Annotated in this window: 18 protein-coding genes and 1 riboswitch; of the genes, 14 read left to right on the top strand and 4 right to left on the bottom strand. The window is 33.1% G+C overall.

Annotated features, from left to right (window positions below):
- Window positions 1-16 precede the first annotated feature (16 nt).
- The 6 genes from BMY18_RS11430 (at window position 17) to BMY18_RS11405 (ending at window position 5,806) form a co-directional block, all read left to right on the top strand.
- Window positions 17-1,174, top strand: coding sequence for an ROK family transcriptional regulator (locus BMY18_RS11430; RefSeq protein ID WP_092454110.1), 1,158 nt, complete (start codon window positions 17-19; stop codon window positions 1,172-1,174).
- Window positions 1,175-1,376: 202 nt separating this feature from the next.
- Window positions 1,377-2,153, top strand: coding sequence for a formate/nitrite transporter family protein (locus tag BMY18_RS11425; protein WP_242941022.1), 777 nt, complete (start codon window positions 1,377-1,379; stop codon window positions 2,151-2,153).
- Window positions 2,154-2,225: 72 nt separating this feature from the next.
- The gene (locus BMY18_RS11420) at window positions 2,226-2,672 is read left to right on the top strand and encodes a GatB/YqeY domain-containing protein (RefSeq protein WP_092454258.1); all 447 of its coding nucleotides are present in this window, start codon (window positions 2,226-2,228) and stop codon (window positions 2,670-2,672) included.
- 112 nt (window positions 2,673-2,784) lie between these two features.
- Window positions 2,785-4,869 (top strand): ATP-dependent DNA helicase RecG, encoded by a 2,085-nt coding sequence (gene recG, locus BMY18_RS11415; RefSeq protein ID WP_330385977.1) that lies wholly within the window; start codon window positions 2,785-2,787, stop codon window positions 4,867-4,869.
- A 29-nt stretch (window positions 4,870-4,898) separates the two neighbouring features.
- Window positions 4,899-5,516: a CPBP family intramembrane glutamic endopeptidase gene (locus BMY18_RS11410; RefSeq protein ID WP_092454108.1), complete on the top strand. Its 618-nt coding sequence runs from the start codon at window positions 4,899-4,901 to the stop codon at window positions 5,514-5,516.
- A gap of 50 nt (window positions 5,517-5,566) precedes the next feature.
- Window positions 5,567-5,806, top strand: a complete 240-nt coding sequence (locus tag BMY18_RS11405) for a hypothetical protein (RefSeq protein ID WP_170841381.1) — start codon at window positions 5,567-5,569, stop codon at window positions 5,804-5,806.
- A gap of 90 nt (window positions 5,807-5,896) precedes the next feature.
- On the opposite strand, the gene BMY18_RS11400 is transcribed toward BMY18_RS11405, so the two are convergent.
- From BMY18_RS11400 to BMY18_RS11385, 4 genes are all read right to left on the bottom strand, one after another.
- The gene (locus tag BMY18_RS11400; RefSeq protein ID WP_092454106.1) at window positions 5,897-6,580 is read right to left on the bottom strand and encodes a FadR/GntR family transcriptional regulator; all 684 of its coding nucleotides are present in this window, start codon (window positions 6,578-6,580) and stop codon (window positions 5,897-5,899) included.
- A 21-nt stretch (window positions 6,581-6,601) separates the two neighbouring features.
- Window positions 6,602-7,186 (bottom strand): cytidylate kinase-like family protein, encoded by a 585-nt coding sequence (locus tag BMY18_RS11395; protein ID WP_092454104.1) that lies wholly within the window; start codon window positions 7,184-7,186, stop codon window positions 6,602-6,604.
- Between the two features lie 78 nt (window positions 7,187-7,264).
- The gene (locus tag BMY18_RS11390; RefSeq protein ID WP_092454102.1) at window positions 7,265-7,960 is read right to left on the bottom strand and encodes an LrgB family protein; all 696 of its coding nucleotides are present in this window, start codon (window positions 7,958-7,960) and stop codon (window positions 7,265-7,267) included.
- Window positions 7,961-8,314: a CidA/LrgA family protein gene (locus BMY18_RS11385; protein ID WP_092454100.1), complete on the bottom strand. Its 354-nt coding sequence runs from the start codon at window positions 8,312-8,314 to the stop codon at window positions 7,961-7,963.
- 193 nt (window positions 8,315-8,507) lie between these two features.
- Here BMY18_RS11385 and BMY18_RS11380 point away from each other — a divergent pair, with 193 nt between their 5' ends.
- The 8 genes from BMY18_RS11380 to BMY18_RS11345 all read left to right on the top strand — a co-directional run bounded on the left by BMY18_RS11380 (window position 8,508) and on the right by BMY18_RS11345 (window position 20,240).
- On the top strand, window positions 8,508-9,428 hold the full coding sequence (locus BMY18_RS11380) for a CGNR zinc finger domain-containing protein (RefSeq protein ID WP_092454098.1): 921 nt from the start codon (window positions 8,508-8,510) through the stop codon (window positions 9,426-9,428).
- Window positions 9,429-10,020: 592 nt separating this feature from the next.
- Window positions 10,021-10,365, top strand: a complete 345-nt coding sequence (locus BMY18_RS11375; RefSeq protein WP_092454096.1) for a GIY-YIG nuclease family protein — start codon at window positions 10,021-10,023, stop codon at window positions 10,363-10,365.
- Between the two features lie 172 nt (window positions 10,366-10,537).
- A complete protein-coding gene (locus tag BMY18_RS11370) occupies window positions 10,538-10,822 on the top strand; it encodes a DUF2087 domain-containing protein (RefSeq protein ID WP_092454094.1) in 285 nt (94 codons plus the stop codon).
- Window positions 10,823-10,924: 102 nt separating this feature from the next.
- Window positions 10,925-12,397, top strand: coding sequence for a stage IV sporulation protein A (spoIVA, locus tag BMY18_RS11365; RefSeq protein WP_092454092.1), 1,473 nt, complete (start codon window positions 10,925-10,927; stop codon window positions 12,395-12,397).
- A gap of 180 nt (window positions 12,398-12,577) precedes the next feature.
- Window positions 12,578-15,271: a calcium-translocating P-type ATPase, PMCA-type gene (locus tag BMY18_RS11360; RefSeq protein ID WP_092454090.1), complete on the top strand. Its 2,694-nt coding sequence runs from the start codon at window positions 12,578-12,580 to the stop codon at window positions 15,269-15,271.
- Window positions 15,272-15,354: 83 nt separating this feature from the next.
- A riboswitch (M-box (ykoK) riboswitch) is annotated at window positions 15,355-15,515 on the top strand.
- Between the two features lie 327 nt (window positions 15,516-15,842).
- Window positions 15,843-17,096 (top strand): magnesium transporter MgtE N-terminal domain-containing protein, encoded by a 1,254-nt coding sequence (locus BMY18_RS11355; RefSeq protein WP_092454088.1) that lies wholly within the window; start codon window positions 15,843-15,845, stop codon window positions 17,094-17,096.
- Window positions 17,097-17,115: 19 nt separating this feature from the next.
- Window positions 17,116-18,372 carry an Nramp family divalent metal transporter gene (locus BMY18_RS11350; RefSeq protein ID WP_092454086.1) on the top strand — a complete coding sequence of 419 codons (1,257 nt, stop codon included), beginning with the start codon at window positions 17,116-17,118 and terminating at the stop codon, window positions 18,370-18,372.
- A gap of 179 nt (window positions 18,373-18,551) precedes the next feature.
- Complete coding sequence (locus BMY18_RS11345) at window positions 18,552-20,240, top strand: MutS-related protein (protein WP_092454083.1); 1,689 nt, start codon at window positions 18,552-18,554, stop codon at window positions 20,238-20,240.
- Window positions 20,241-20,263 lie beyond the last annotated feature (23 nt).

The following is a 20,263-nucleotide window of genomic DNA, read 5'->3' as shown; positions in this document are numbered from 1 at the left end:
TTTAAAAGGGGTATATATGATTACGACAGTAGATTTAAAGAAAATGAACAAAAGTAGGATATTTCAATATATCCACTATGCGAAAGAGACATCTAGACAAGATATTGGGAACCAATTAGATTTAAGCCTTCCAACAATCAATCAGAATCTTAAAAGTTTAAAAGAATCAGGGTTAATACATTTTGTTGGTAGTTTTGATTCAACAGGTGGTAGAAAGGCCCAAACAATTGTTGTGAATGAAACAGCAAAACTTGCAATTAGTATTAATATTAAGAGAAATATTATTGTAGCGATGGCAATTAATCTAAATGGCACTATTATAGCAACAATGTCAAAGAATATCGTTTTTAAAGTATGTGAAAAATATAGCATAAGTATTGGAAATCTGGTTGATGAACTTATAAGCAGTAATCAGCTTGAGAGCAATCGTATATTGGGCGTTGGCATCACTATTCCTGGCGTTTTTGATAAATCAGGTGAGAATATTCTTGTTGCACCAACATTACATGCTTCTGATTTTGAAGTATCCATCTTAAGTAGATGCATTAATTATCCTTGTATCGTTGTAAATGATGCAAAGTCAGGTGCTTATGCAGAAATATGGAATATTGGAATATATGATGTATCCAAAAAAATAGCAGAGTTTGAGCAATTTAGCGATTCAACTAAGGTATATCTTTTATTAGATAGAGGCGTTGGAGGTGCTATCATTCAAGGTGCTAAACATTTTGATGGAATGCATAATCGAGCAGGCGAATTTGGACATATGACTATAGTGCCAGGTGGGAAAAAATGCGAATGTGGAAAACAAGGTTGCCTAGAGGCATACGTTTCAACAGCAAGACTTTCAGATGATTTTGAAATCACTTTAGATGAATTTTTCAAAGAGTTGGAAAACGGAAATAAAGAATATAAAAAAGTATTTAATCTTTATATAGATAAATTATGTATCGGAATCAACAATATTTATACATTGTTTGATTCTGAAGTAGTGCTTGGTGGAAAAGTTGTCTGCTATATTGAACAATATCTTGATATAATCAAGAAGAAACTTGAAACACTTAATTCATTTGATGCTGACGGGAATTATTTGAAGTTATCACAATGTGAACAGCAAGAAGCAAGTATTGGTGTAGCATTAATGTTTATTGGTGAATATATTCAAAAAATTTAATAGGTAAAGAATAATCAAAGTTAATATATGTTATTAACTTTGATATTGTTTTTTTGATGAAGATGTGAATACGTTGATGATTTAATTGTATAAAATAAAGTGCAATGTTCAACAGCATTGCAAAAGCTTATTCAAAATGATAGAATGATGAATGTTTTGTAGTGATCTTTATACTACAAAAATAATTACAATAGAGAATAGGATGGATATACGAAAGATGTTAAAAAGTGACGTAGAGATAATTTCGGATTCAGCGGTGGCAAAAGCAGATTTAGCAAAGAATAATTCTGGAAAATATTTTTTGAAAGCAATCATAGCAGGATTTTATATTGTAGTTGCAACGATACTGTCAAATGTATCAGCAGCAGTATTATATCCAACATTTCCACAGTTCGGTAAGTTGCTAGGCTCTTTTTTGTTTGCAATAGCAATTGTATTGATCGTATTTGTTGGTGGTGAATTATTTACTGGAAACAATATGACAATGTCTATGGGTTTATATAATAAATCATGTAAGCGCAGTGATGTTATTCGTGTTTGGGTATATAGTTACATTGGTAACTTTATCGGAGCATTTGTAATTGCTATTATATTTGTTGGCGGCGGAACATGTAAAGTATTATTAACTGATTATTACAACAGCTTCGTAATGGCTAAGTTAACAGCTGAACCAATTCAATTAATCCTTCGCGCAATTTTATGTAACTTTATGGTATGCTTAGCTGTTCTTGCTAGTATTAGAATGAAGACAGAGAGTGGCAAGATCATTGTTATGTTTTTTGTTATTATGGCATTTGTTGTATCTGGATTAGAGCATTGCATTGCGAATATGGGAATTTTTACACTTGCATATTTTTTCATGGGTGGATTGCCACTTCATTTGGTTGCAATTAATATGATTTGTGTTACAATTGGTAACATAATAGGTGGCGCAATATTGCTTGCATTACCGCTGAAACTTATGAGTACAGATAAGTGATTTTGAGATTAAGAATCGTTGATGCATGCAAATATCTATGAAATAAAATTTAGAGTTAGGATGGGAGTATTTATGAGTAAAATTGATGAAATTAGGAGTGAAATGGTTGTCGCAATGAAGGCAAAGCAAAAGCAGAGAAAAGAAGTATTATCATTGCTTTTAGGAGACCTTAAGAATGTTGAGATTAACAATAGGACACCGCTTACGGATGAAGAAGGCGATCAAGTTATCTTAAAGCAGATTAAACAGCTTCATGAGACTTTATCATTAGCGCCAGCAGATAGAACAGATATTATTGAAGAATGTAATTTTTCTATCTCAGTACTGGAAGAGTATGCACCAAAGATGATGGAGGAAGCAGAAATCAAATCTATCATTGAAGAAACATTGAAAGAACTTTCAATTGAAGTACCAACTGGTAAGGACAAGGGTAACATCATGAAAGTATTGATGCCTAAAGTAAAAGGAAAAGCGGATGGGAAACTAGTGAATCAATTATTGGCTTCACTCATGCAGTAGACCGTACCAAGAAAACTACAATAGAAAACTACAAATAGATAATACAATTAGAGAATAGGCAAGCAAATTTAAATTGCTTGCCTATTCTTGGATTAGAGGGGGAAATATAGACGTGCAATTAAAAGATTTGAAAGGAATTGGAGCGAAAACAAGTGATTTATTAAATAAGCTTTCTATATTCAGCGTTGAAGATTTGGTCGATTTTTACCCTCGAGATTACGATGTATATGAAAATACTATTTTTGTTAATGATATAAATGATTATTTGGATAAGCCAGCTATCGCAATTGATGGTATAGTAGCTAACACGCCAGATATGAAACGTATTAGTAATTTAATGATTATTTCAACTATTATTAAGGATGAAAAAGGACAAGGGATTAAAGCCACTTGGTTTAACATGCCTTATTTAAAAACGACACTTCGTATGGGGTATCGATTTGTGTTCAGAGGGCGCGTGATTTTTAAAAATGGAGCATATGTAATGGAGCAGCCGGTTATGTATACAATGTCGGATTACGCCAAGCTATTAAATGAAATGCAGCCAATATATGCCCTTACAAAAGGCTTATCAAATAAGATTGTTACGAAGGCTGTAGCGCAGGCACTAGAAATATTTAGTTTGCAAAAAGATTATATTCCCCAATATGTAAGAGAAAAATATAAATTGACCGAATATAATTTTGCAATTAAAAATATACATTTTCCAAAAAATATGGAAATCTTTTGTGAAGCCAGAAAGAGGCTTGTGTTTGAAGAATTCTTTATGTTTATTATGTCAATTCGACAGTTAAAAGATAATAATGATTTACAGCCTAATCATTTTCATATACAAAATGATGATAGAACGGATAAAATGATTGAGAGGTTACCGTATAGATTAACAAATGCGCAGTTAAAGGCATGGGCAGAAGTGAAGCAAAATATGTCTAGTGATAAGCTTATGAATAGGCTTATTCAAGGAGATGTTGGTTCTGGAAAGACGATAATTGCAACATTAGCACTTATGAACACCGTTTATAAGGGGTATCAGGCAGCTATGATGGTTCCAACGGAAGTGTTGGCAAAACAGCAGTATGCATCTATTCGTCAATTATTTGCAGAATACAATATAGATATAAAGCTGTCACTCTTAACTGGTTCATTGACAGCAAAAGAAAAGACCCTGGAATATGAGAGAATCCAATCAGGAGAAGCTCAGATTGTAATTGGAACACATGCGCTTATACAGGAAAAAGTTCAATATGATAATCTCGCGCTTGTAATTACGGATGAGCAACATAGATTTGGTGTGAATCAAAGAGAAGCTCTTTCAAATAAGGGAAAAGAACCTCATATTCTTGTTATGAGCGCAACTCCAATACCAAGAACGCTTGCGATCATAATTTATGGGGATTTGGATATATCGATTATAGATGAAATGCCAAGTAATCGTTTACCAATTAAAAACTGCGTTGTAGGTGAAAGCTACAGACCGAAGGCATATCAGTTTATATCAGAGCAGGTATCACAGGGCAGACAAGCCTATGTGATTTGTCCGATGGTAGAGGAGAGCGAAAATGTAGAGGCAGAAAATGTGGTTGATTATTCAATGATGCTCAAAGAAGGCATGCCAAAGATAATGACAAGCGATGGAACATTTAAAACCGTTTCTATTGAGTATCTGCATGGAAAAATGAAATCTTCTATGAAAAATGAAATAATGGAAAAATTCACAGCGGGTCAAATTGATGTATTAGTATCAACAACTGTTATTGAAGTAGGGGTAAATGTCCCTAATTCTACAGTGATGCTGATAGAAAATGCAGATAGATTCGGCCTGGCACAGCTTCATCAGCTAAGGGGCCGCGTTGGAAGAGGCGGGGATCAATCATATTGTATATTTGTAAGTGATTCTAGGAGTAAAAAAACAAAAGAACGCTTGGACATATTAAACAAATCAAATGATGGATTTAAAATCGCGGAAGAAGATATGAAATTAAGGGGACCAGGTGATTTCTTTGGAATCAGGCAAAGTGGAATTATGGAGTTTGGTATAGGAGATATATTTACAGATGCCTTGATTCTAAAAGACGCAAGTGATGCTGTAAATGAAATAATGACCATAGATCCAGAATTATTAAGGGATGAAAATCAGATATTAAAAGAAAAATTGTTAAAACAGACCGAAAAACTGATTAACAAATTAAATATTTAAGCTATATTTCATTGGGAGGGAGTTATGAGGTGGAATCTTTAATTAGCATTATTGGATGTTGCATGTTATCTTTTCTATATATTATTCTTTATACAATACTTATGAGATTAAAAGATACAAAATTCATTAAAAAGTATTATACTTATATATGGGCAGTTCTGATTTTGATTATTGCATTAATTTATCCGGATAGTTTATTGAGAAAAATATCAATTGAATTTTTTTACAACAAAAAAATCATAATTGAAATTTTAAAAATTGCTGTATTTGCCTGTGTTTTAGGTTATGTTTCAGGATATAAAACAGTAAATAAGAGAGATGATTTTGACTTTTGTATTATATTTCCGGTGTTTGAAGAAATACTTTTTCGTGGAGTAATATTATTTATTCTTGTTAATGTTGGATTATTAAATGATAAATATGCAGTGGTATTATCCGCGTTATTGTTTGGTGTTATGCACTTTCAATATTTTGGACTTAAAAAAGAGAGTATTAGATATGTAGTATTTGCATTTATAGGAGGATATTTCTTTGCGAATATAGTACTAATTACTCAATCAATACTACCTTCAATCTTTTTGCATATGGTGTTTAATATATCAGCAATTGGATTTTCAAGATATAGGATCAAGAAAAGTAGTATGTAACACTGTTCTTAAACATAATCTTAATTTAAAATAGAAAAGGAAGTGTATTTATGCGCAAGATGGAATTTACAATGAGCAGACCGAACTTAGTGAAGGCAGGAGATAGAGTTGAAATCACTGAGGGAAAACTACCAAGCAGTTATTATTATACAATTGAACCTGCAGTTGCAATGTCAGGGAATTATACAACAATAGAAAGATTAAAGTCCAAAAGTGGTGTGGTTAAAGAAATTGGAGAAACCAATAGGGGATATTTTGTAATCGCGGAATTTGACGAGGAGGAGTGCTGATTATTTTTCCCTTTTTTTCTTAGAATTAATATATAGAATTAATATATAGAATTGATATATAGAATCTAATTATAAAAGATTTAAATAAATTTAGATATCGTTAGGGCTCTTGGAATATTCAAGATCCGCTATATGATAATGTTTGTTGATTGCATCTTTCCCTTTTTCTATATTTTTTTCTATAAGATATTTTAACATTTCCACATGCGTTTCCATTAATTTTTCTTTTAGTTCCATTGATGAATTATGTACTACTTTGTCTATAGAGCCTTGGCAGACTTCTGATAGGGATTCCATTATGCTAATAATGAGATTATTATTTGATCCCAATATAATTGCGTCATGAAATTGTTTGTCTAATTTGGCTCGTTTAATTCCTGATGCAATTTTCATTTCTTCCAAAATCTGATTCATTTCATTTGTTTTTTCTGGTGTAAGATTATTTATGGCACAGCCATAGGCATATAGTTCTATGGCCCTTCTTAGCTGACTGATTTCCAGATAATTCACTTGTTTAACCATAAGCATCATTTTCACAGACTCAGCCAGATTCTTGCCAATGTTGGGGACAAGATAGTTTCCAGAACCCTGCCTGCTATCAATCATCCCCATACTATCCATAATTCTTAAAGCCTCACGTATTGAATACCTTCCGATGGATAAAGTGTTGGCAAGTTCACGCTCTGTAGGTAGTTTATCCCCTTGATGCAGTCTAGACTCTGAAATCATTGTTTTGATATAATTAATTACTTTTGAATATTCTCTGTTTTCCATAGGGTTCCTTCTCGTATAAGATTATTTAATCCAATCATTATTCTTTTTGTTTTCAATAAAATCGGATATTAGTTCAACGGATGCATCAATTCCAATTTCACCGCTATCTATTGTAAGCTGATAATTGCGTGAATCTCCCCAATTCTCATCTGTATAATAGTTGTGAAATGATGCTCTTTGTTTATCAGTATTTTCAATAACTGACCTTATGTTTTTTACATGATTTTCATATATATCAGTGACTCTTCGTATCCTTTTTTCGATGTCAGCATGAATAAATACACTTGTAAAGTTATCGTTTCTTTTGAAAATATAATTGCTACATCTGCCAATTATAACGCACGACTCAAGTTTGGTAATTTTCTTGATTATTTCAAATTGTTTTTCACCTATTTCATCGGAATAGGAATTCATAGCAATAGCATATAAAAGGCTATTAACAGGCTTTTCTTCATAGAAAGAAATTATTTCATCATAATAGCCATTTTCTTTTGCTATTTTAATAAGCGCTTGTTTGTCATAGAATTTTATCCCATACTTTTTTGCAAGCTTTTTACCTATTTCATGCCCACCGCTTCCATATTCACGTCCTATAGAAATTATCATATTTGTTCCTCTTTTCTGCCGAAAATGGCAATTAAAATCATATTGTAGCAAAATACTTACAAGTATAGAAATTTCAAATTAATGAATGAAATTAGCAAATATCGAAGCACCAACGACCGTTAATAACCCAGCGACTGCGATGGCAAGGCTACTCATTGCGCCTTCTATTTCTCCCATTTCCATTGCTTTGGCTGTACCGATTGCATGAGCGGCAGAACCGATGGCAATGCCCTTTGCGATTGGTTCTTCAATATGAAATATTTTACAGGCAGTTTCTGCAATTATATTTCCAAGAACACCGGTAACTATAATTACAGCAACGGTGATTGTGACTATGCCTCCTAATTCTTCAGATATTCCCATTCCAATTGCTGTTGTAATTGATTTTGGCAACAAAGTTACATATTGATTATGCGAGAAATGAAATAGTAGTGAAAATAAAAAGACGCATCCCAAACTTGTCAAAACGCCTGATACAATACCAATAATGATAGCTTTAAAATTTTGCTTTAATAAATCAAGCTGCTCATACAGTGGGATTGCAAGACATACCGTTGCCGGGGTAAGAAGATAACTTAGAAACTTTGCTCCATTATTATAGCTACCATAATCAACATGGAATAGCAATAAAACAACAATGACAAATATAATTGAGATTAGTAATGGGTTAAAGATTGCTTTCTTAAAAGTCTTTTTTAGAAATAGCCCTAATTCATAGCCAATAATACTGATAAATACTCCAAAAAATGTTGAACTACATAATATATTACTCATTTATTTTCTCTTTTCTATACGTATAATAAATTGTGTGATTCTTCCGGTAACAACCATTACAATAATGGTTGTGGTTATGGTAATGAATATGATAGGAATATAGATATCTTTCAAGGCATCCCATGAGACCAGAATCCCCACAGCTGCTGGAATAAACATCAAGGGCATTATTTCAATCAAAAATCCCGCTGCATTTTTCACTTGTTCAAGTTTAACAATTCCAGTCTTTAATACAATCAGCATAATAACAAGTCCATAGATACTTGCTGGTATAGGAAGTGGAATTAAAAATCGCAATATTTCTCCAATAAATGTAACGGCTAAAATTAATCCGAATTGCTTTGTAGACCTCATAAATACCTCATTTCTTAGAATTGGTAGCACCAATTCTGTATATTCTAGTACGTAATGATTGATAAGTCAATATCATTTTTAGCAGTCCGGAGATATAGTATGAACTTATTTATCAATGTAATAGTTGACATATGAATTCATATTACATATAATAATTAACAGAGATAAGAGTTAATATGAAAGGAATAATTTTATGGAAAGAAAAATATGCTTGATTGGTGGGTTTGCTACTGATTGGATTAAATACAGTGATTATGAATATAAAAATGACTTAGAAGGAAATATTTACATAACACCAACAGAGGAAGCCACATTTTCAATGTACAATCCATTTGACGTTGCAGAGGATATCATAATAGACTTTTTGAAAGTTGGTAATGCATCAAGAATTTATGATGAGAATAAATCTCAAGACACATTAGAAATTGTAAAAAAACTTACTATGATTTTTGTAAAAAAATATGGACTTTTGGGTTTGATTAGTGCTAGTACATTTAATCAGAATATTCTAGGCGACAACGAAATACTTATTATTGATAAAAATTACATTAGTATAAAAGAAAAAAATATGAATGCTGAAGATTATATAAATTTGTTCATCCCTTTTGTGGGACCGGATGATATTCGATTGAAATATTATAAAAATAGTATTGATTTGGTTAAGGCTGAGGACTCTCCAAAGTTCTACGGTAAAAGACCAATCGTAATGGATTTGATATTCTCAAAGTTTTATAGTGAGCGATTAGAATGGATCATGGAATTTGCGGGGATGCTTTCAAAACATTTCAAACAGCTTTTGGTCTATAGAGATTCCACCAATCATCTTACCGATGATGTTACAATTTTAGCGGACGCGTTCAAAGCGAACAAGATAGGATTTACGATTAACCAATTGGATAAAACGTTTATTTCTTGGGAATTCGATTCACTCAAAACTACGATAGAGACAATCTATGCGTTTGCTGTGACCGATAAAAATATATTATTAAGTTGCTGCGAGCATTGTGGGGATTTCTATATTGCTTTGTCAAATAGAGAAAAATATTGCAGTCCGGCTTGTCGTAATCGTTCGAATGTACAAAAAAGCAGGCGCCGAAAGAAGGGGGAGATTTAAGGGGGGTAACTCGAGGATGGAGGTGTTGAGTGAATAACCATTTATAATTATGCATTTGCCTTGCCTTTCCTTCAAGCAGCATATTTTTTACATGCCTCAGAGATGATGAAAAGACTCGCTTCGCTCATTTTTCATCTGAGTCATGACAAAATATTAACGCTGCTTTCAGCCGGTCGGCGGCGAAATGCATAATGATAAATGGTTATTCACTGGTTACGTGTTGGAGTGAGTTATGGCACTTTAGTCAACGAAGGGCGAAAAAAAGGGCATAACTGGGTTGAAGGTGTTGAGTGAATAATCATTTATAATGATGTATTTGCCTTGCCTTTCCTTCAAACAGCAAAGGGCGCTGTTTTCAGCCGGTCGGCGGCGAAATGCATCATTATAAATGGTTATTCACTGGTTACATGTTGGAGTGAGTTATGGCACTTTAATCAACGAAGAACATAGAAAAGCAGGAAAAGGGCGTTAAAAACCAATAAATAGAAAATAAAAAAGAAATAAAAAGGAAGTAAATTGCAAGAAGCAGAAAAAAGTTTATCAAAAAGGACATAAAAAAGTGAACTAAATCATGATAATAAGGAAAGGGTTTATGAAAAATATGGATAAGAGAGAGTTACAGGATGCATATAAGCAGCGGAAGGTGATTGGAGGGTTATGTGCAATTCAAAATACAGTGAATGGGAAAATGCTTTTGGCTGCAGTTACGAATGTGCAAGGATATAGGAATCGCTTTGAATTTGCAAAGGGTAGTTCAGGGTGTATTGACTTAAAACTAAAGGCGGATTGGGAGAAGTTTGGGAAAGATGTCTTTGAATTTGTGATACTGGAAGAATTGGTGAAAAATGATCTACAGACGGATAAGGAATTTAGCGAAGATGTGAAGACGCTGAAGGAAATGTGGTTAGAGAAAATTGATCTTGATGTGTTGTATTGAAGGAAGTAAGCATGTATTGAAGTAAGTAAGTAAGTAAGTAAGTAAGTAAGTAAGGTATAAGTAAGTAAGTAAGTAAGTAAGTAAGTAAGTAAGTAAGTAAGTAAGTAAGTAAGTAAGTAAGTAAGTAAGTAAGTAAGTAAGTAAGTAAGTAAGGATTAATGGAAGGAAAGTTATGAGTGAAATCGATAAATTTTTAGATACGGAAGGAAGAATTAAACAACTTCCAAGAAAAGGAATCATAAAGCAAGAGGTATTGACTTATCTAGCTCAAAAATTTGAATTTGACATAGATTATACAGAGAAAGAAGTGAATGAGATTATAAAAACCTGGCATACATTTAATGACTACTTTCTGTTGCGACGGGAGTTGATTGATTATCAATACATTTGCAGAACGCTTGATGGTTCAAGATACTGGAAAAAACCGACATTTATGAAACAAACGGAAGTGGAATAAAAAATTCAAGTGAAACGATTATTGATTACAATATAATACGGGAATAAATGAGCACCTCTTGCATATATTATACTAGCATATAATAGTGGAAGGGGTAATTTTATGGATAAATTCAATGTATACAAGGATATACAGGCCAGAACAAATGGTGAAATCTATTTAGGCGTGGTTGGACCTGTAAGGACAGGAAAATCTACATTTATAAAAAGATTTATGGACATATGCGTTTTGCCTTCAATGGAAAATGTACATAGTAAACAGCGTGCAATAGATGAATTGCCACAGAGTGCAACAGGCAAAACAATAATGACAACAGAACCAAAATTTGTCCCAAATGAAGCAGCCAACATTAAGCTTTTTGACGATGTAGATTTTAAAATCAGATTAATTGACTGTGTTGGGTTTATGGTGGATGGAGCAACAGGCCATATTGAAAATGAAAAAGAGAGGATGGTTAAGACTCCTTGGTTTGAAAATGAAATTCCATTTACGCAAGCTGCAGAAATTGGAACGAAGAAGGTAATCAATGAACATTCAACAATTGGTATCGTAATTACAACGGATGGTTCATTTGGTGAAATACCACGTGAAAATTATGTTCAGGCTGAAGAACGCACTGTAAGCGAGCTAAGTAAGTTAAGCAAACCTTATGTAATTATTTTGAATAGTTCAAGACCATTTTCAGACGATACAAAAGAACTTGCCAATCAGCTTTCTGAGAAATATAAAGTAGCTGTTCTGCCAGTTAACTGTGACCAGTTGAAAAAAGACGATGTATATAAAATTTTGGAGAGTGTATTGTATGAATTTCCAATATCTGAATTGGATTTTTATACACCAAAATGGATGGAAATGCTATCTAGTGACCATTGGCTAAAGAATAGTATCATTAATATTGTTAGGCAAATGTTAGATAACTATTCCTATGTGAAAGATATTAAAAAGTCACCATACGAAAACGATAGCGAATATGTTTCAGATATAAAAATATCAAATATTAATATGGCTGATGGCAAAGTAAAAATTGATGTCCGTATGAAGGATGATATCTATTTTGATATCTTAAGTGAATTAACCGGTATGGAAATTACAAATGAATATCAACTGATTAGTACGGTCAAAGCACTTTCGGCTAAGAAAAAAGAATTTGATAAAGTTGCGAATGCTATTTCGCAGGTTAAACTATCAGGCTATGGAGTAGTAACTCCAACAAAAGAAGAAATTCAATTAGAAGAACCAGTTGTTATTAAGAATGGGAATAAATTTGGCGTTAAAATAAAAGCACAAGCCCCATCGATTAATATGTTAAGAACAAATATCAATGTAGAAATTGCACCGATCGTTGGAACAAAGCAACAAGCAGATGATTTGATAGAGTACATAAAACAGAGTACTTTAAATAATTCAGATGGAATATGGGATACAAATATATTTGGAAAGACGATTGAGAAGATTGTGGAGGATGGTATTAATGAAAAAACTCATAATATCACCGAAGAGAGTATGAACAAGATAAGTGAGACGCTTGAAAAAGTCATGAATGAGAATTCGGGACTTGTTTGTTTGATTGTATAACTAATCAATAAGTTTGGTTTTAATGCCCCCAAACTCATATATTTCCTTAACTATAAAAGAGGAAATATATGAGTTTTTTCGTTAATGGAAGCTAAATATCAATAAAATATAAATTAATCGAAACCTTATGTTATATTTTCAAGGTTTTTGAATATTTTTATTTGAGGAGGTGAATTTATATTGTTAAATCCAGAAAATGTTCTACCTGACTCTTTTGTAGGACTAACTATTGATGAAATATCTAAATCAAAGGATCGATATGGGGATAACCAGTTAGGCAAAAGGAAAAGGAATACTTTTTTGCGACAATTTCTTCAAAGCTTTAATGATCCTATTATTAAAATTTTACTTATAGTGCTTGCAGTCAATGTTTTGTTCTTAATTAGAAATTTTGATTGGTATGAAACAGCAGGTATAGCTGTTGCAATTTTCTTGGCAACATTTATATCTACTTTATCTGAATATGGTAGTGAATCAGCATTTGAAAAGTTACAAGAAGAAGCAGATAAAACCAAGTGTAGAGTGAAACGAGCGGAAGGGTTATTAGAGTTACCTATTAATGACATCGTGGTGGGAGATTATATTATTCTACAAGCAGGTGAAAGAATACCAGGGGATGGAATAATCGTATTTGGAGAGTTAAATGTAGACCAGTCAGCATTAAACGGAGAATCGAAAGAAACTCTTAAAATACCATCTAAAACATCTTCACTAGACGACGACGGCTCAAACTTCATGCAAAAAAACAAGCTTTTTCGAGGCAGTATCGTGTGTACTGGAGAAGGTGTAATGCTTGTTACCCAAGTCGGAAATAACACTTTTTATGGACATATTGCATATGAAATTCAAGAAGAAACTCGTGAAAGTCCTTTAAAGTTACGACTAGGAAAACTTGCTGAAACAATCAGCAGCTTTGGCTATTTGGGGGCTGGAACAGTAGCAATAGCTGATTTGTTTAATTCCATTTTTATGAGTCAGGGATTTGATATGGTTAAGGTTATGGAGATCTTGAAAAGTCCACCTATCATCTTAGGGAATCTTCTCCATGCGATAACACTTGCAATCACCGTAATTGTGGTTGCGGTGCCAGAAGGACTGCCTATGATGATTACTGTAGTATTATCGTCAAATATGAAGAGTATGTTGAAAGATAATGTTCTTGTTAGAAAATTAGTGGGTATAGAAACGTCTGGCAGCCTAAATATCTTGTTTACAGATAAAACGGGTACGATTACAAAAGGTAAACTTCAAGTTATCTCTTTTTTAAGTGGTGATTGTACACAATATAGCACTATATCAGAATTAATAAAAAATCAAGGGTTATATGATTTGTTTAAGCTTTCGGCAGTATATAACACTAGTTCCTCAGTAAGCAGTAACGATGATAAAACTCAAGCTATCGGTGGAAATACGACAGAGAGAGCCATTCTTGATTTTGGTGGTGCACATTTTTTGGAGAAAAGAAAAGTAAAAGTACTCTCAAGAATACCATTTAATAGTACAGATAAATACTCTACCGCGGACATCATGAATAACAATAAGCACATCACACTTATCAAAGGTGCTCCAGAAAAAATACTTTTAAACTGCAGTAGCTATTATGATAAGTATGGGGCAACCAAATCAATTACTCACATGGATGACCTTACAAAGATAATGAGTGATATGTCCGGTAAAGCTATACGACTTTTGGCCGTTGCAACTAGTGATTTTCCAGTAAAAAAAGCATCAGACTTAAAAAACTTAACACTTGTTGGTATCATTGGAATTAGAGATGAAGTACGGCAAGAAGCACATGGTGCAATTCGTAAGGTAATGGATGCTGGGGTTCAAGTAGTTATGATAACAGGTGATAATAAAGAAACAGCATCAGCCATTGCTCGCGAAGTTGGCTTGATTAAAGACGGCCAACAAAATGCAGTCATTACGAGTAGTGAGTTAACAATGCTTAGGGACAATAAATTAAAACAGATATTACCCCAATTACGTGTTGTAGCACGTGCATTGCCTTCAGATAAAAGCAGACTTATAAAAATATCTCAAGAAATGGGATTGGTATCTGGAATGACGGGTGATGGGGTGAATGATGCACCAGCACTAAAAAAAGCAGATGTAGGTTTTTCTATGGGTAGTGGTGCTGAAATCGCAAAAGAAGCGAGTGATATTGTTATTTTAGATGATAATTTTCTTTCTATTTCTAAAGCGATACTTTATGGCAGAACTATATTTAAAAGCATTCGAAAGTTTTTGATATTTCAACTTACAGTTAACCTATGTGCCGTTGTAGTTTCAATCATTGGTCCATTTATAGGGGTACCAACACCAATTACAGTCCTTCAGATGTTATGGATTAATATGGTTATGGATACATTAGCCGGGCTTGCCTTTTCTGGCGAAATTCCACTGGATGAATATATGAAGGAACCTCCAAAACGTAGAGATGAACCCATTATTAATTTATATATGTGGAACCAAATACTTTTCACAGGAATCTACACAGCCTCTTTGTGTATCCTGTTTTTGAAACTTCCTATATTTAGTCAAATGTTTCGTGGTTCAGAAGGTAGACAATTTCTAATGACTGCATTCTTTGGATTGTTTATTTTTGCGAGCATCTTTAATAGTTTTAATGCACGTACATATAGATTGAATTTATTTGCTCATATTTGGAAAAATAAATCATTTATGTTCATTATATTCTTTATTTTTATCGTTCAATTATTACTGATTTATTTTGGGGGTACGCTTTTTAGAACAACAGGGCTCAACCTACTTGAACTCCAAGTCGTATTTCTCCTTGCTTTTACAGTCATTCCAATTGATATGGCAAGGAAGGTATTTATAAGGATGAATGGGAGGAAAGGAAGTATATAATTATATTGATTAATGGTTATATAATTACAGTTATTAATGGGTTGACATATCAGTTAGCAAGTGATACTGTTTAAATAAGAATTGAATAAATACGGTAGGTGAGGCTACCGCAGGGATACGGATTGCTACCGCGAAATAGTGGAGACACTATAAGTTGGTCAGCAGATCATGTCGATACAAGGCATAATCTAATGCAATTTCACCGCCCTGCGATGCTAAAACTTGAACGGATATGTATTTTATGTATGTGTACTTTTTGTTCGAATTTATATCCCTTGCTGATTTTTTTGGTAAGGGATTTTTTTCGTTAAAATATGGTGATAATCAATAAAACGCACTCAGATTAACGTACATATCCGATATAATTTATCTGTATTTAGAATTGAAACAAAATGAAGGGAGATGGTAATCAATGGACGGCGACCCGAATAAACGGATGGTTCAAATAAAATTAAAATTTTAAGGAAATGTGTATTTATTAGGTTTCAATTGATAGTTACGTTATTTATTGATCTATGATTAATTTATGCTTAATAAATACACATTTCCTCAATAAAAGGAGGAATAGATCATGTTGGATGTAACAAATTTTTATCTTAGTAGAGTTCTAGGTAGAAAAGTATTCTCCAAGTCCGACCAAGTAATTGGTAAAGTGCAGGATATCTTAGTGGATGTTCAATCTCTAAAACCACAGGTAGTAGCAATAAAGTTAAAAACCGGTAACAAATCAAAAATATTAGACTTTGCAGACTGTAAAATCATAAAAATCAAAAATCAATATGCATTTCAATGCAATAACGAAAATAATATATTAAAAGATTCGAAAGAAAACACTTTGTTTTTAAAGAATAATGTTTTAGATCGACAGTTGGTTGATATTGATGGTCGAAAACTTGTAAGAGTCAATGACTTGCGACTAGCTATCTTGGGAACCGGTATTTTTGTAGTAGCTGTTGATGTAGGTTTAGAGGGTCTACTTAGAAGACTAGGGGTAGCAAAACCAGTCAAGATGTTTTTTGATATTTTCAAAGTGAATGTACCAAACAAACTGATTCTTTGGGATGAAGTAGAAACGATTGATTTTGGTCATGCAGGTATAAAGCTTTCTTCTCCTTATTCAAAGCTCTCAACACTTCATGTTTCAGATCTTGCAGATATTATTGAAGATATGGATGCTAAAATGCAGATTGAAGTTTTTGCCTCTTTTGATGAAGAGAAAGCAGCAGATGTATTGGAGGAATTAGAAACCAATGCACAGATACATGTCATTGAAAGTATGTCCATTGAAAAAGCAGCTGATGTCCTTGAAAAGATGCCTGCGGATGAAGTAGCGGATATTTTTGATGAGATGGAGAAGGATAAAGTTGAAGAACTGCTATCAGAGATGGAAAGCGAAGCTTCTGATGATGTAAGAGAACTTTTGAAATATGATGAGAATGAAATCGGAAGCCTAATGACTACTGATTTTATAGCATTTAGTAAATATATGACAGTTGAAAAAACGATTATGGAACTTAGAAAAATCAAGCCAGAATCAGATATTATCTACTATTTATACATTGTAGATGAGACAGAAAGGTTTGTTGCAACGGTATCATTAAGAGACATCATTGTTTCGCAACCCCAAACTACATTAAGCGAAATTATGAGCGAAAGACCTATTTATGTTATAGATACTGATAACGTAGATTCTATCGCCGAGATAATTTCTAAATATAACTTACTTGCTGTTCCAGTAGTCGATAAGGACAAAATCATGATGGGTATGGTTGTTATTGATGATATTGTCTATAACTTACTAAGAGCAACAAGAAGAAGGATATAAAAGACCGAGGTGATTAAGAATGTTAGCAAATGTTGAAAATACTGTAAAAAAGAAAAGCTTTTGGAAGAACCTAGCACTATTTATGGCGATTCTAGGTCCTGGTATTATTACTGGTAGTGTGGATAACGATGTTGGTGGAATTACAACTTACTCAGTCGCAGGAGCGATATTTGGTTATAAACTTCTATGGACCCTAATTCCAGCTTTTGTTGTTTTATTCGTTACACAGGAAATGAATGCAAGAATGGGTATTGTAACAGGTAAAGGTCTGGCTGATCTTATCCGCGAGAATATGGGCGTAAAGATTACGTTTTTTATATTCGTGTTCTTACTAGGTGCAGATATCTTAAATACTATGACTGAATTTAGTGGTGTTGCAGGAAGTATGGCGATTTTTCATGTTAGTAAATATATATCTGTCCCGCTTGTTGCAATTGGGGTATGGGTTATGGTTGTAAAAGGGACATACCGAATGGCAGAAAGAATTTTTCTATTTTTTAGTTTATGTCTATTGGTATATGTGGTTGCAGCACTTATGGGAAAACCGGATTGGAACGCAGTCGGAAAATCTATCATTAAACCTGATATAGAAACGAATTTTTTATATATCTCAACGGTGATTGGTCTGATTGGTACGACAATTGCTCCCTGGATGCAATTTTATATGCAATCGGCGGTGATTGAAAAGCGCCTCCAGATAAAAGATTTGAAATTTTCTGTTTTGGATGTCTTTGTAGGTTGCATTTGTACAATTGTTGTTGCCTTTTTTATAATGATATCATGTGCCTCTACATTAAATGTAAGTGGGACACAAATCAATGATGCAAGTGATGCGGCAGCAGCTTTGGCACCTTTGGCGGGCGCTTTGGCTTCGCAAGTATTTGCATTTGGACTTTTCATTGCTTCTATATTTGCATCAGTTATTCTACCAGTTGCAACTGCTTTTTATGTTTGTGAAGCATTTGGATTTGAGGCAGGAATTGATAAAAAATGGGATGAGGCACCTCAGTTTTATTGGCTATACACCAGTATTATTGTTATATCAGCTGGTATTATTTTAATACCAAATGCTCCACTTATTCAAATATCCTTGTGGTCCCAGAGGATTAACGGCATTCTGCTTCCGGTGGTACTTCTTTGTATGATTAATATTATTAATAAAAAAGAAGTTATGGGAAAGTATGTAAACAAACCAATTTCAAATATAATTTCATGGATTACAATTGTTATCTTATTTGGATTATCAGCTACTTTGGTAATTTCATTGTTCCAATAAAAAGTAAGAGGTGAGAGCCTTTGATTATGACCTATTGACAAGTTGAATTTAGTCAATAGGTCATTTTTATATGGAACAATAGTGCTTGTTATAGTGTCTAAAATATAATTTACCTATCAGTTAAATTATGTTATAATATGGACATTAATGGCTAAAATTATAAAAGCACGGAGGGATTTATGGATAGTACGCAATGGGTAATATTTATGGTAGTGGTATTTACAATACTTATATTTATGTATATTGATACAACTAGAAAAACAAAAATCAGAATTACGAATATGCTGAGGAATAGCTGGGGAAAAGAACCAAACAAAGATCTATCATATGATGAATTTGAAAATATATCACATTATTTTAGAGGTGGTGAGTCGGATAGTAATGTGGTTGATGACATCACATGGAATGATTTAGATATGGATCGAATATTTATGATGATGAACAATACACATTCTTCAGTAGGACGAGAATATTTATACAAAATACTTAGAAAACCAGAAAAAGATTCCAAGCAATTATTAGAAAGACATAGACTTGCAGAGTTCTTTCGAACTCATGAAAAAGAAAGACTGGACGTTCAGAGAAAATATTTACATTTAGGATATGCAAGTGGAATATCTGTCACTGATTATGTAGATATGATTGTCAATCTTGTGCCTGGGAAAAATATATTTCATTATCTTTGTAATGTTATTTTTTCTGCATCAGTATTATATTGCTTTTTATTGAATGCGCAGTTGGGTGTATTAGCAATTATTGCAGCAACTGGTCTGTGTATTATCAGTTATTACAAATATAAAAGTAAAGTTGACCGTTATTTTATATGTGTAAAGCATATTGTAAATATGGTATCGTGTGCAAAAGAATTAGAAAAACTTGATATACCTGAATTAAGTGAGTATAATCAAGAATTTAAAGCACTCGAAAAAACTTTCGATACGATTGTCAAGAATTCATCCATTCTAAGCTCGGGCGCAGCGGATGGTTCCCTTCCAGAGATTATTTTGGATTATGTAAGAATGATTACACATTTAGATTTGGTTAAATTTAATCAAATGGTGAAGAAGTTAAACAATCACATAGAAGATATATATGCGCTAGTTGAATCGCTTGGAAAAATTGAGGCTACTATTTCAATTGCCTCATTTAGAGAATTATTACCTTATTGGACAACCCCTAATCTAAGTAAAAATGAAAACCTTAAGATTGATGTTACAGATGTATATCATCCACTTATTAGTGATCCTGTCACAAATTCTATGAGTGAGAGTAGGTCTATACTTTTAACAGGTTCAAATGCATCCGGAAAGTCAACATTTTTAAAGACAATTGCAATCAATGCAATTTTGTCACAGACAATATATACGAGTCCATCAAAGGGGTATAAAGCCAATTATTTTAGAATCTATTCATCTATGGCACTTCAAGATGATTTAGGAAGTAGTGAAAGCTATTATATTGTTGAGATTAAAGCACTCAAGAGAATTCTGGATGTTATGAATTTAAGCGATATTCCAGTGCTATGTTTCGTGGATGAGGTGCTTAGAGGAACGAATACGGTAGAGCGTATTGCTGCCTCATCACAGATTTTGTATAGTTTTACAAACTGTAATGTTATGACTTTTGCGGCAACACATGATATTGAGTTGACATCGATACTTGAAAAATATTATAGTAATTATCATTTCGAAGAAGAAGTTTCGGATGATGACATATTGTTTAATTATAAGTTATTTAAAGGACGTGCTACATCAAGAAACGCGATTAAGTTGCTTGGAATTATTGGGTATGACAAGAAGATCATTCAGACTTCTGAAAGGATGGCTGAGGCATTTAGTAGGGATGGCAAGTGGGGTAATATAGAATAAAAGCTTAGAGCCTAAAATGATTA

The sequence above is a fragment of the [Clostridium] fimetarium genome (assembly GCF_900111235.1).
Lineage (GTDB): Bacteria > Bacillota > Clostridia > Lachnospirales > Lachnospiraceae > Clostridium_N > Clostridium_N fimetarium.
This window is presented reverse-complemented; position numbering and strand designations above follow the sequence as displayed.

What these genes read in the sequence shown, in the direction of transcription:
- BMY18_RS11425 (WP_242941022.1), top strand. Translation starts at nt 1,377, where the DNA reads ATGGATATACGAAAGATGTTAAAAAGTGACGTAGAGATAATTTCGGAT.
- BMY18_RS11375 (WP_092454096.1), top strand. Translation starts at nt 10,021, where the DNA reads ATGAAAAATATGGATAAGAGAGAGTTACAGGATGCATATAAGCAGCGG.
- spoIVA (WP_092454092.1), top strand. Translation starts at nt 10,925, where the DNA reads ATGGATAAATTCAATGTATACAAGGATATACAGGCCAGAACAAATGGT.
- BMY18_RS11345 (WP_092454083.1), top strand. Translation starts at nt 18,552, where the DNA reads ATGGATAGTACGCAATGGGTAATATTTATGGTAGTGGTATTTACAATA.
- BMY18_RS11370 (WP_092454094.1), top strand. Translation starts at nt 10,538, where the DNA reads ATGAGTGAAATCGATAAATTTTTAGATACGGAAGGAAGAATTAAACAA.
- BMY18_RS11380 (WP_092454098.1), top strand. Translation starts at nt 8,508, where the DNA reads ATGGAAAGAAAAATATGCTTGATTGGTGGGTTTGCTACTGATTGGATT.
- BMY18_RS11430 (WP_092454110.1), top strand. Translation starts at nt 17, where the DNA reads ATGATTACGACAGTAGATTTAAAGAAAATGAACAAAAGTAGGATATTT.
- BMY18_RS11395 (WP_092454104.1), bottom strand. Translation starts at nt 7,186, where the DNA reads ATGATAATTTCTATAGGACGTGAATATGGAAGCGGTGGGCATGAAATA.
- BMY18_RS11420 (WP_092454258.1), top strand. Translation starts at nt 2,226, where the DNA reads ATGAGTAAAATTGATGAAATTAGGAGTGAAATGGTTGTCGCAATGAAG.
- BMY18_RS11385 (WP_092454100.1), bottom strand. Translation starts at nt 8,314, where the DNA reads ATGAGGTCTACAAAGCAATTCGGATTAATTTTAGCCGTTACATTTATT.
- BMY18_RS11400 (WP_092454106.1), bottom strand. Translation starts at nt 6,580, where the DNA reads ATGGAAAACAGAGAATATTCAAAAGTAATTAATTATATCAAAACAATG.
- BMY18_RS11355 (WP_092454088.1), top strand. Translation starts at nt 15,843, where the DNA reads ATGTTGGATGTAACAAATTTTTATCTTAGTAGAGTTCTAGGTAGAAAA.
- BMY18_RS11405 (WP_170841381.1), top strand. Translation starts at nt 5,567, where the DNA reads ATGCGCAAGATGGAATTTACAATGAGCAGACCGAACTTAGTGAAGGCA.
- BMY18_RS11350 (WP_092454086.1), top strand. Translation starts at nt 17,116, where the DNA reads ATGTTAGCAAATGTTGAAAATACTGTAAAAAAGAAAAGCTTTTGGAAG.
- BMY18_RS11390 (WP_092454102.1), bottom strand. Translation starts at nt 7,960, where the DNA reads ATGAGTAATATATTATGTAGTTCAACATTTTTTGGAGTATTTATCAGT.